13 protein-coding genes are annotated in these 12726 nt (G+C 35.6%); 2 read left to right on the forward strand and 11 right to left on the reverse strand.

Annotated elements, in window-relative coordinates; all coding sequences use genetic code 11:
- Positions 1-72: 72 nt before the first annotated feature.
- Positions 73-768 (reverse strand): uracil-DNA glycosylase, encoded by a 696-nt coding sequence (locus H1A07_RS06505; protein ID WP_094497096.1) that lies wholly within the window; start codon positions 766-768, stop codon positions 73-75.
- 76 nt (positions 769-844) lie between these two features.
- On the opposite strand from H1A07_RS06505, the gene H1A07_RS06510 reads away from it, so the two are divergent.
- Both H1A07_RS06510 and H1A07_RS06515 read left to right on the forward strand, forming a co-directional pair.
- Positions 845-1705, forward strand: coding sequence for a Cof-type HAD-IIB family hydrolase (locus tag H1A07_RS06510; RefSeq protein ID WP_210144748.1), 861 nt, complete (start codon positions 845-847; stop codon positions 1703-1705).
- Between the two features lie 31 nt (positions 1706-1736).
- A complete protein-coding gene (locus H1A07_RS06515; RefSeq protein ID WP_057719549.1) occupies positions 1737-2252 on the forward strand; it encodes an LURP-one-related family protein in 516 nt (171 codons plus the stop codon).
- On the opposite strand, the gene H1A07_RS06520 is transcribed toward H1A07_RS06515, so the two are convergent.
- The 10 genes from H1A07_RS06520 to H1A07_RS06565 form a co-directional block, all read right to left on the reverse strand.
- The gene (locus tag H1A07_RS06520; RefSeq protein ID WP_210144749.1) at positions 2249-2815 is read right to left on the reverse strand and encodes a transcriptional regulator; all 567 of its coding nucleotides are present in this window, start codon (positions 2813-2815) and stop codon (positions 2249-2251) included. The two genes, H1A07_RS06515 and H1A07_RS06520, sit on opposite strands and share 4 nt — an antisense overlap.
- A gap of 183 nt (positions 2816-2998) precedes the next feature.
- A complete protein-coding gene (locus H1A07_RS06525) occupies positions 2999-3568 on the reverse strand; it encodes a GNAT family N-acetyltransferase (protein WP_210144750.1) in 570 nt (189 codons plus the stop codon).
- Positions 3569-3582: 14 nt separating this feature from the next.
- Complete coding sequence (gene smpB, locus H1A07_RS06530) at positions 3583-4038, reverse strand: SsrA-binding protein SmpB (protein WP_004897698.1); 456 nt, start codon at positions 4036-4038, stop codon at positions 3583-3585.
- A gap of 14 nt (positions 4039-4052) precedes the next feature.
- Positions 4053-6395 (reverse strand): ribonuclease R, encoded by a 2343-nt coding sequence (gene rnr / locus H1A07_RS06535; RefSeq protein WP_210144751.1) that lies wholly within the window; start codon positions 6393-6395, stop codon positions 4053-4055.
- A gap of 81 nt (positions 6396-6476) precedes the next feature.
- Positions 6477-6710 (reverse strand): preprotein translocase subunit SecG, encoded by a 234-nt coding sequence (gene secG / locus H1A07_RS06540; RefSeq protein WP_004897700.1) that lies wholly within the window; start codon positions 6708-6710, stop codon positions 6477-6479.
- A gap of 129 nt (positions 6711-6839) precedes the next feature.
- Positions 6840-8138, reverse strand: coding sequence for a phosphopyruvate hydratase (gene eno, locus H1A07_RS06545; protein WP_057719553.1), 1299 nt, complete (start codon positions 8136-8138; stop codon positions 6840-6842).
- 44 nt (positions 8139-8182) lie between these two features.
- A complete protein-coding gene (gene tpiA / locus H1A07_RS06550) occupies positions 8183-8938 on the reverse strand; it encodes a triose-phosphate isomerase (protein ID WP_004893957.1) in 756 nt (251 codons plus the stop codon).
- Between the two features lie 19 nt (positions 8939-8957).
- Complete coding sequence (locus H1A07_RS06555; RefSeq protein WP_057719554.1) at positions 8958-10169, reverse strand: phosphoglycerate kinase; 1212 nt, start codon at positions 10167-10169, stop codon at positions 8958-8960.
- Between the two features lie 102 nt (positions 10170-10271).
- Positions 10272-11288, reverse strand: a complete 1017-nt coding sequence (gap, locus tag H1A07_RS06560) for a type I glyceraldehyde-3-phosphate dehydrogenase (RefSeq protein WP_003647012.1) — start codon at positions 11286-11288, stop codon at positions 10272-10274.
- A 55-nt stretch (positions 11289-11343) separates the two neighbouring features.
- Positions 11344-12375, reverse strand: coding sequence for a sugar-binding transcriptional regulator (locus tag H1A07_RS06565; RefSeq protein WP_094497100.1), 1032 nt, complete (start codon positions 12373-12375; stop codon positions 11344-11346).
- Positions 12376-12726: the final 351 nt, after the last annotated feature.

The raw sequence follows: 12726 nt of genomic DNA on the forward strand, positions 1-12726 counted from the left end.
TTCAATTGAGCCTTCCTTTTTTTATTTATAGATAACATTTTACAATTCTAGATCTTTTTCTCAAAGTAAAAACTATGCTAGATCAGATTGACTAACTTCTTGTGGTAGTTGCCAATCAATTGGACTTTCACCAAACTTAATCAAGGCATCATTACATCTAGAAAATGGACGGGATCCAAAAAAACCTCGATCTGCTGAAAAAGGACTTGGATGTGGGGATTTAATAATTACATTTTTTTCTTGATCAATTAAAGGTATTTTGTTTTGGGCGAATCTTCCCCATAAAATAAACACTACTTTTCCTCGATCACTCAAGGCTTTAATAGCCGCATCTGTAATAGTCTCCCAACCTTTTCCCTGATGTCCATTTGCATTACCATATGGTACTGTCAAGACCGCATTCAAAAGCAATACTCCCTGATCAGCCCATTTCTTTAAATATCCGTGATTTACGGGAATTGCACCAACGTCATCATACAATTCCTTATAGATATTTTTTAATGATGGAGGAAGGGGTACTCCAGGATTTACACTGAAACTCATCCCCGTGGCCTGGCCCGGATTATGATATGGATCTTGACCCAAAATCACAACTTTAGTGTCCGCAAAAGGTGTTAGTTTAAAAGCAGTAAAAATATGATACATATCTGGGAAAATCTGCTTTGTTTGATATTCTTCTTTTAAAAAATCATGTAATTGATGATATTGCTGGCTTTCAAAAGCTGGAGCCAAAATTTCATCCCAATCGTTGCCAATTAATTTTTTCATATTTATTCTATCCTCTTATACCTCTAAGAAATCCAAGTTCATGATATCATATAGATAAAAGATTGGAGGACTTAAAATGATTAAACTCATTGCAAGTGATATGGACGGCACTTTATTAAACAAAAAAATGCAAATTTCATCTGAAAATATTGCTGCTATTAAAGAAGCTCAAGCAAAGGGTATTGAATTTTTAGTAGCTACAGGAAGAGCTCCTTCTGAATCTCAAGGAATTCTAGCTAAAGCCGGCCTTCATACTGGTTTTATTAATTTAAATGGTGCCATGGTTTTCAATACTGCTGGTAAATTAATCGTAGATGAACCTATTCCCAAAGAACAAAGTATTAAGATTAACCAATTACTTAAAAAATCTGGTTTTTACTTTGAAATTGTGGCTGCTGATAATGTTTATTCTGATTCTCGCTTAAGAAGAATTGCTAACTTTTCTGATCTTCTAGTTAACCTCAATAAAAAACTAACCTTCAAAAAAGCCGTTTCTTTTACTGCTGGTTCTGATGAAATAATGAAAATTAAATATGTTCCCGATTTTAAAACTTTGCTTGAAAAGCCATCATTTGAAGCAATGAAATTCGTTGCTTTTCATCCAGATGGTCCCAAAGTATTTGAACATATTTGCGAAGAAATTAAAAAAATGGGCAACTTAATTGTTACTGCAAGTTCTTCAACTAATATCGAAATTAATAATATTAAAGCTCAAAAGGGTATTGCTTTAATGGACTATGCAAAATTGCAAGGTTATAAGCCAGATGAAGTAATGGCAATCGGTGATAATCTTAACGATGAATCAATGATTAGAATGGCTGGTGTAGGCGTTGCAATGGAAAATGCAGCTCCAGCGATTAAAGAAATCGCTAACTTTATTACTAAAAATAATAATGAAAACGGTGTTGCCTATGCTATTCGACACTTCTGTAAATAAACATAATTTTTCTTAAAGGGCAGATGAAATTATGCGTTATACTGTGCAACTTACGCAAGGACAAACTTGTGGTCAAATTCCAGTAAAAAATCGACAGGGAGAAATTGTTTATATCTTAAAGGGTAATTTAAATGAATTTAATCAACCAATTATCTTAACTGACATTAATCATAACGAAATTGGACGCCTCTACTTAGATTCTAACCATATTCTAGCTAGTTATAGCGTAGACGTAGTTAATCACTCATTAGTTAAAGTCAAAAAATTAAATAGTCGCTTTACTAATCTATTTTATATTACTCGACTAAATTATTGGGTTGAAGGAAGTCTAAAACAAGGACGATACAGTTTCTATTCTGGAATAAAAAAAGTGGCTAATGTTTATTCACTAGTCACCGATACAGGTCTCACTTGGACTTGTGATATATCACGTCCAGAAGATGTGCCCTTTATTATTTTGATTAGCTTATTATTTACCCAATGGCATACTAAGCCTTTACTTTTACCCACTTTTAATTTTCAAAACAGGATTAGTGCTCCTTCTTAATCAAATTTCAAATAATAGTGCGAAAAATCGAAAACTTGATGTTGGGAAGAACAAAGCTGATTTTGAAAATCTATTAATTCAATAATTATTACTAAGTCTTCTAATAAACAGCTAAAGTCCTCATTACATTCATGACTAATCCAAAAACAAATTCGGTCATATAGTATATTGGCTAGCTGTTTAACAATAAGTTCTGAAAAACTGCCTCTTTTATGAGCATAAGATCGAATATACTGAAAAAAATGTCCTCTCATTTTTTCACACATACAATCTTTTTCACTCAAATGATATGCGTTATAAAAATATTGTTTATGCTTTTGAATGTAACCACATAAATTATGAAGGAGCTGTTTTAAACTGTTCCCTTTTTCTTTACGCAACTTTCTTAATTCTGATAGAATGCAAGCTTCGATACAATTATTTATTTTTCCGTAACGTAAATAAAAAGTTTTTCTACTAATTTTCGCTTCAATACAGAATTTAGAGATATTTACTTTTTTTACATCAGATTGAGATAACATATCATGTAAAGCTACTTGAATTCTTTCCATCTCCGCTAACATGGTATATAATTTTTCCTTTCTAAAATACTAATAGATCCCAGTCTTTAAGCAGTTTTTTACTTTATCAGGTTTTAAAATTATACGCAATAGCAATAATGTATATAGTGTTATTTTTAAATATTTCTTTAAATTTAAGCAAAAAAATAGAATCAATTCATAATTGAATTGATTCTATTTTATTTTTTAACCTACTTTTTTGATCATATGATCATATATTCTATCCCCAATCGTCATAGTAGATGTTGTCTTGAATCCTATATAGTCATATAAACGGGCAGCTCTAGGATTATCTTGATCCACATTTAAGCTAACTTTTTTGTATCCATTCTGCTTTGCAATCTCAGGTGCAAGCTTAATTAGTTTTTGAGCAATCCCTTCTCCCCAATGTTTTGGAGAAACAGCAATTGCATCTAAATACCACTCATGTGGCAAGGCTTCTTTATCAAAAAATACAATCGTATCTAGTGGCAAGCCAACTTTTGGATAAGCACTCTTTAATGAAATATCGATTAAGTTTTGATCATCATAACCATACATTACAATCAAACCAATTGGCCGATCCATTTCATCAGTTTCAACCCACATTCGATTATGAGAATAACGATAATGAGAAGAATAAAAACCATGCTTCATTAAATCATAAAATTGACTTTCTGGAAGTGCTTTAATAGTATCCATATCCATCTCATCAAAGATTTGTTTCAAAATTGGATAAACTAAGGGAAAATCAGTTAATTTTGCCTTTCTAATCATTTATAATTCACCTACTAAATCCCATACTTACGATGAATTTCACGGTCTTGATCACGCTTTTTAATAGTTTGACGTTTATCGTATTGCTTCTTACCTTGTCCTACACCAATTAAAACCTTGGCAAATCCATGCTTTAAATAGACTTTTAAAGGAATAATAGCCATTCCCTGTTGAGCTTGAATTCCAGCTAGACGAGCAATTTCTTTCTTATGAAGCAACAAGCGCCGTGATCGTAAAGGATCATGATTATAGCGATTACCTTCTTTATATTCACTAATATGAACATTTTCTAAAAAAGCAGATCCATTAATAATTTGAACATATCCGTCCCGCAAATTAATTCTACGTGCACGAATTGATTTAATCTCAGTTCCAGTTAACGCAATTCCGGCTTCAAGAGTTTCTTTAATAAAATAATCATGACTTGCTTTTTTATTTTGAGCAATCAAATTATCTGCTTTTTGTTTCATCGTTTTCTTCCTAATTATTTTTTATTAGACTTGACAGCTGTTGTTTTACGATGACGAATCTTAAAATTATGGCCATTATTTATGTGAGAAGTGTTGTTATTTCTCTTATTTCCACCATTTTTACGTCCTTTATCAAAGCTACGTTTTCCACGATTATTACTTCTTTGAGGACGTTTTGATGCATTCGGATCATAAATTTCAAAGTCTAACTGATGTTGCTCCACATCAGCTCTAATCAACTTCACTTTAATCGGCATACCAATCTTAAATTGTTTATGTGAATTACGTCCAGTTAAAGTTAATGATTTTTCATCAAAATTATAATAATCATCATTCAAATTAGAAATATGAATCAAACCCTCAACAGTATTCGGTAATTGAATAAACATACCGAAACTAGTTACTGAAGAAACAATGGCATCAAAAGTTTGACCTACCTTATCAGCCATAAATTCAGTCATCTTCAAATCGTTGACACCACGTTCAGTATCAATTGATTTTCTTTCTTGAGTTGAAGTTTGTTCTGCAACATCAGGAAGTTGTGACTTAAAGTGCTTTTGTACACCTTCATCCATATTTTGATCAGCATATTCGTGAATCATTCTGTGAACCATCAAATCAGAATAACGACGAATTGGTGAAGTAAAGTGAGTATAGTACTTAGCAGCCAAGCCAAAGTGACCAAGGGGTTCTGGAGAATAATGTGCTTGCTTCAAACTACGAAGCATCATCATTTGAACAACAGCTTCCTCTGGAGTTCCTTCAGTTTTGGCAACAATCTTTTGTAAATCCTTTGGCTTTACATCATTTGGATCTGCTTTTACGTTTAAGCCAAATGCGCTAACAAATTCAAAGAATGATTGCATTTTTTCTTGATCGGGAATCTCATGAACACGATAAAGAAATGGTGCATGTTTCTTATAATAGTCTTCAGCAACAGTTTCATTGGCCATTAACATGAACGATTCAATCATTTTTTCTGCTGTTCCACGTTCATGAAGAACAATGTCAGTTGGCTTACCCTTATCATCAACTATAATTTTTGCTTCTGGTTCTTCAAAATCAATTGCTCCACGTTGATGACGTTTCTTATACAAAATATTATGTAGATCTGCCATTTCATGAAGCATCGGAGCTGCATCAGAATACTTTTGTTCTAATTTTTCATGATTATTTGGATCAAGAACCTTATTAACATTATTATATGTTAAACGTCCGTGAGACTTCATTACCGACGGATAAATACGGTAGCCAACACGTTTACCTTCTGGCGTAATTTCCATATCACAGGAAAGTACTAAACGTTCTACACCTTCATTCAGTGAACAAATACCATTTGATAATCTAAATGGCAACATTGGAATAACGCGGTCAACTAAATAAGTACTATTTCCTCGTGCAAGGGCTTCCTTATCTAATGGAGTCCCTTCTTTTACATAGTGAGAAACATCTGCAATGTGCACACCTAAATGGTAATTTCCATTAGGTAATTTCCAAACTACAACAGCATCATCAAAGTCTTTTGAATCATCCCCATCAATTGTTACTGCAGGTTGATCAGTAATATCTACACGCTTAGCCTTTTCTTCTTCAGTAACATGGTCAGGAATACTATTTGCCTGGTCCATAGCTTCTTCTGGCCAATCAGTACGTATATCATTATCAACAACAATTGACATAATATCTACGCCAGGATCATTCTTATTACCAATTGTGAGAAGAGCTACACCTTGCATCTCATCAGGTTGATCTTCATCAGGATACTTAGTAATAGAAACTTTAACCATATCGCCCATTTGTGGCTTAACACCATTATCAGTGATATTAATTTTATACTTCTTTAATTTACGATTTTCACTAACGACATATCCATAAAAGCCACTAGATTTTACAAGCTCATCAGAATAAGGATGAAATTCTCCAACTAAGGTTTCGACACCACGTTCCGTAATTTCTTCAATTTGACCTTCTGGTCCTTTGCCATTCCATGGATTAGCACCAGCAATAATCTTTACCTTAACATGATCTCCATCAATAGCGAACTTAGTATTATGTTTATCAATAAAAGCATCTTCCATGCTTTCATCATCAAATCTAACAAAACCAAATCCTTTATCATTTGCTTTAAAAGTACCTTCAGCAACTGTATTTAACTGATTCAATTGATACTTTCCCTGACCATCAGTTACGATTTTTTTACTATGCTCTAAAAAAGTTAGGGCCTTAACAAGATCTGGAAAGTTTAATCTTTGATTGCGACTTAAATCATTTTCAAGTTGATCTACATCATATTGTTCTTGAGGATTATGTCTAAATGTTTCATAAACATCAGCTAAAACTCGTTCATTCTGTGTCATTTTTTAATTTGCCTCAATTTCTTTATAAGATAGTTAAGCTAAAAGAAATTAAAAAAGCCCTCCCTACATCGGAAGGCTTTTTTACTTGGATGAAAGTACTGCCAAGATTAAAGCAAGAGCAAAAAAGAGAACCAATAAAACTGCGGTAATCCTTTCCATTAATGCTTCAAATCCACGCTTCTTTGTCTGGCCACTAAATACTGCACCGCCGGACAATGCGTTTAAGGCATCTTGTTGCTTTTGCGGCTGCATCAATGTAGCAATAATAATTAAAAAGCTAACAATGATGAGTAGCGTCATGACGATATTATACAAAGCGCTGCCTCCATTACCTAAATTTCTTACTGTAATGATTTTACCATATTTAACTAGCTAATGCTAAAAGAAAAAGGGAGTCACCTAAAGCAACGTCCCCTTTTCTTTATGTTTTAATCAATAATTAAATTAAAATTGTTTGTGTAAGTTGTAGAAACTGTGGATTCCCTTGTATTGAGCAGTTGAACCTAGAGCTTCTTCAATTCTCATTAATTGGTTATACTTAGCAATTCTGTCAGTTCTTGACATTGAACCAGTCTTAATTTGACCAGCATTAGTTGCAACAACTAAATCAGCAATTGTAGTATCTTCAGTTTCACCAGAACGGTGAGAAACAACAGCAGTGTAACTTGCTTCTTTAGCCATTTCGATAGCTTCAAAAGTTTCAGTTAAAGTACCAATTTGGTTAACCTTAATTAAGATTGAGTTAGCAACCCCCATCTTGATACCTTTTTCAAGGTAACTAGTGTTAGTAACAAATAAATCATCACCAACAATTTGTACCTTGTCGCCTAAACGTTCAGTAAAGGTCTTCCAACCTTCCCAATCGTTTTCATCCAAAGGATCTTCAACAGAAATAACTGGGTATTTATCAACTAAATCTTCAATAAGTGAAGTCCATTCTTCAGCAGTGTATTCACGACCGTCTGCAACAGTTACATATTTCTTAGTATCCTTGTTGTAGAATTCAGAAGCAGCACAGTCAAAGGCAATAGAAATGTCTTGCCCCGGTTTATAGCCAGCGCGTTGAATAGCTTCCACTAAAATTTCAAATGGTTCTTCATTGTTCTTCAAGTTAGGTGCAAAACCACCTTCATCCCCTACAGCAGTTGATTCGCCGCGTTCTTGAAGCAAGCTCTTCAAAGTATGGAAAGTTTCTGCTCCCATACGAACAGCTTCATGAAGTGACTTAGCACCAACTGGCATAATCATGAATTCTTGAATATCAACATTGTTATCTGCATGTTTACCACCATTGATAACGTTCATCATTGGAGTTGGCAAAACATGAGCATTTGGTCCACCTAAGTATTCGTATAAAGGTAATCCTAATTCATCAGCAGCAGCGCGAGCACTTGCCAATGAAACAGATAACATAGCGTTAGCACCTAAACGACCTTTATTTGGAGTACCGTCAAGATCGATCATAGTTTGATCAATTAAACGTTGATCAGTAACGTCTAACCCGATGACAGCTTTAGCAATTTCACCGTTAACATTTTCAACAGCAGTTAAAACGCCTTGACCACCAAAGCGAGATTTATCACCATCACGTAATTCTACGGCTTCATGTTCACCAGTAGATGCACCAGATGGAACAATAGCACGACCAAAGCCGCCTAATTCAGTATAAACTTCTGCTTCAACAGTTGGATTACCACGAGAGTCAAGAACTTCACGTGCGTGAATATCAGTAATAACAGACATGGAGATTCTCCTTTTTTTCTAATTCCGTTTAAATAAATTGTTAATTAGTCTTGGTAGTTTACTAATGCTAAGAATGATTCGGGATCAAGTGAAGCACCACCAACTAAACCACCATCAATGTCAGGTTTAGACATTAATTCTTTTACATTAGCTGGTTTTACTGAACCACCATATTGAATACGAACATTTTCAGCAGTTTCTTCGTTGTACAAGTCTTTTACAGTTTCACGAATAGTCTTGCACATTTCTTCAGCTTGATCAGCAGAAGCAGTCTTACCAGTACCAATAGCCCAGATTGGTTCGTAAGCAATAACAAGCTTAGAAACTTGTTCTGCAGTTAAACCATCTAAAGCAGCCTTAATTTGAGCAACTACCCATTCATCTTGCTTGTTAGCTTCACGAGTTTCAAGAGATTCACCACAGCAAATAATTGGTGTTACGCCATTAGCAAATAAAGCCTTAGCTTTTTTGTTAATGTCTTCATCAGTTTCGTGGAAGTAACCACGACGTTCTGAGTGGCCAATAATACAGTAGTCAATACCCATTTCGTTTAAAACCTTAGGTGAAGTTTCACCAGTGAATGCACCTTCAACTTCGAAGTATGCATTTTCTGCACCAGTATGTAAATTTGAACCTTCAGCAGTTTTCTTTAAAACATAAAGGTCAACTGCAGGAGCAGCAATAACTGATTCTACTTTACTTGGGTCTGGTAACTTACCCTTAACTGCGTTAACAAATTCAATAGTTTGTTCAGGGTTCATATGTAATTTCCAGTTACCAGCAATAATTGGTGTACGCATTTAAAAATTCCTCCTAATTTTACTTGTCAGAAACGCAAGCGATTCCTGGTAATTCTTTACCTTCAAGGTAGTTAAGTGAAGCACCACCACCAGTAGAAATGTGGCTAATCTTAGGAGCAATTCCCAATTGCTTAGCAGCAGCAGTTGAATCCCCACCACCGATAATAGTTACGGCGTCCTTCAAGTCAGCTAATGCACGACCAACTTCCAAAGTACCTTCTGCGTAGTTTGGCATTTCGAAAGCACCCATAGGTCCGTTCCAAACAACAGTCTTAGCATCCTTTAAGATGTCTCTGAATTTTTCAACAGTCTTAGGACCAATGTCAAGACCCATTTCGTTGTCAGGAATATCATCACCAACAACTTCATGAGGAGCATCGTTTGAGAATTCAGTTGCAGCAACGTTATCTACAGGCAATACAATCTTGTCGCCTGCTTTTTCTAATAATTCTTTTGCAAGTTCAACTTTATCAGCTTCAAATAATGATTTACCAATCTTGTGTCCTTGAGCTGCTAAGAAAGTGTAAGCCATACCACCACCGATTAAAATGTGGTCTGACTTAGGAATTAAGTTTTCAATAACACCAATCTTATCTGATACTTTTGCACCACCAAGAATAGTTACAAATGGATGAACTGGGTTTTCAACAGCGTCACCTAAGAACTTAATTTCCTTTTCAAGTAAGTAACCAGCTGCTGCAGGCTTACCTGCCTTCTTCATAGCAGTTGCAATACCAACATTTGAAGCGTGGCTTCTGTGAGCAGTACCGAATGCATCATTTACAAATACATCGCCAAGACTTGCCCAGTATTCGCCAAGTTTTGGATCATTCTTAGATTCACGTTTACCAAAGTCATTGTCAATATCTTGGAATCTAGTATTTTCAAGAACAACAACGTCACCATCTTTCATTTTATCGATGGTTTCTTCAACTTCTTTACCTTCATTTTCTGGTACAAAAGTTACAGGCTTTTCTAATAATTCGCTTAAACGTTCTGCAACTGGACGTAATGATAATTCTTTCTTGTCAGCATCTGATTTTACACGACCCAAGTGACTAAGCAAGATTGCCTTACCACCATGTTCAATAATGTACTTAATAGTTGGCAAAGCAGCAACGATACGGTTGTCATCACCAATAACACCATTTTTAATTGGAACATTGAAGTCAACACGAACTAAAACTTTTTTACCTTTAAGATCAAGGTCTGAAACGATTAATTTAGCCATTTAAATTAATTTACCTCCGATAGATTATTTGAAAAAAGGCGGAGGAAGTAATTCCCTCCGCCTTCTCTCGTCTGCTTACTAAAATCAATAATTAATTAATGATTAAAGAGTAGCAAATTTCAATAAAGTACGAACCATTTGGCAAGTGAATGAGTATTCGTTGTCGTACCAAGCAACAGTCTTAACTAATTGCTTGTCACCTGCAGTAGTTACCATGGTTTGAGTTGGGTCAAAGATTGAACCAGCAGTCATACCTAAAACGTCGCTAGAAACGATGTTGTGGTCGTTGTATGCAAATGAAGGACTTTCGTACTTCTTAACTGCTTCGTTAACTTCGTCAGCAGTTACATCCTTGCTTAAGATTGAAACTAATTCAGTTACAGAACCATCTGGAACTGGAACACGTTGTGCGTGACCGTTCAACTTACCATTCAATTCTGGAACAACAAGACCAATAGCCTTAGCAGCACCAGTTGAGTGAGGAATAATGTTGATAGCTGCGGCACGAGCAGAACGTAAGTTACCACCACGTACAGGACCATCTAAAAGCATTTGAGTTGAAGTGTAAGCGTGGATAGTAGTCATAGTACCAACTTCAATACCAAATTCTTTTTGTAAAGCATTAACCATTGGTGCCAATGAGTTAGTAGTACATGAACCAGCTGAAACAATCTTGTCATCAGCAGTCAAAGTATCATCGTTTACGCCGTAAACAATGGTCTTCAAGTCTGAACCAGCAGGTGCAGAAATTAATACACGCTTTGCACCAGCCTTAAGGTGAGCTTCTGACTTAGCTTTGCTAGTGTAGAAACCAGTACATTCAAGAACGAAGTCAACGCCATCATTCTTAACCCAAGGAATGTTTTGTGCTTGTGGTTCAGCATAAACACGGTACTTCTTACCGTCAACTACGATTGAATCATCAGTTGCTGAAACTTCGTGGTTGAAAGTACCATGAGTTGAGTCGTACTTAAGTAAGTGAGCTAAAAGTGCTGGAGTAGTCAAGTCGTTGATTGCAACAACTTCGATATCTGAAGACTTTTCGCCTAAATCCATAATACGACGGAATGCTAAACGACCAATACGGCCGAAACCGTTAATACCAATTTTAACTGTCATATCCTATTATTCCTCCTTAGGAAATATGTAAGTAACAATTTATTTTAAACGGGAATTACTTCCCCTTTAAAACCAAGTTTGAGGCTCCTTCATCCGTGATCAACCACGTCTGTTTAGGAGCATGATGCATGTAAGCTACGATTGCTGCAGCCTTGCTAACACCAGCAGCAATTGCAAATACATGAGGTATTTTATCAAGATCTTCTAATTGAAGTCCGATACGTGGGATACGTTTAACAAGTCTGCCTTGTTGGTCGAAGAAATACCCGAAACATTCGGCCACAGCTCCATCATTTCGGAGGTTAGAACTAGCCATTACATCTAAGCCACGTCTTTTTGCCATGACATCTGCTCTGCCAATTCCATGTATCACCATATCACTATTATAAATGTTTGAAATCGCATTCGCAATATCTGTGTCTTGAAGTAATAAAGTCAAGGCCTCAGATGAGACATTCTCAGGAAGATATAAACCTTTATGCTTTCCGCCAGTCTCAGAAGCCATCATTTGAGCCACAGTATTGCTTTGAATTTCAACACTCTCTCCTACTGCCCCTCTGCCAGGAACAAATAATAAATCGCGATAACGACTTAATTTAGGAGAAAGATGACGTGCCACTCCTGCAACAGTAGTACCACCTAAGACAGTAATAATACTTTTTCCCAATGGTAATAACAAGTCAAGAGCCGAATTAAGTTGTTCACCCATTAAATCAACAACTCGATCTTGTCGATCCATATCACCAGGAACAATAATTGCACGATCAATCCCTAATTTTTGAGCCAGCTCAATTTCAGTTTGACTAGCATTAAATAGACGATCGATCAACGGAGCAGCTTCTTTTAGCGTTCTCTTTCCCTTATCCGTTAACTCCATGCCATAACTTTGAATATTAATTAGACCTAATTGTCGTAAATAATCAGTTTCAGTACGCACATTGCGTTCACTTAATCCCAATTTTTTAGCAACAACTCGTCGCCCAACTGGAGCTAACAGCGAAATCTGTTCAAGAACAAGAAAACGTTGCCGAATTATTTTTAAAACATCAGGAACTAAGCTTTGCAACAAGGTTAAATCCGAGTCCATTGCTCGCTCCCTCTATTGGGTCAAAATCGATACCACCGTATGACGGTTAGCGACCCAAAAAGCTTAAAAATATTAGAGAGACGTGATTTAAATTAAATTCACATTTCTCTCTCGACAGTTTTTAGTATAGCAATATCTTTTTTTAAATTCAAGACATATCACCCATAATAATTAATTTGTACTTTTCACTTTTTTTGATATACTTATTCTTAGTTTGAAGTGCCCTTAGTGTAATGGATCGCACGTAAGATTCCGGTTCTTAAAATCTGAGTTCGACTCTCAGGGGGCGCATAGATATCTATCAGCCAGTCAGCTTATTTGACTGGCTTTTTCTAATTCAAAATAATCATT

Origin of the sequence: Lactobacillus taiwanensis (assembly GCF_017894345.1) — a bacterium.
Lineage (GTDB): Bacteria > Bacillota > Bacilli > Lactobacillales > Lactobacillaceae > Lactobacillus > Lactobacillus taiwanensis.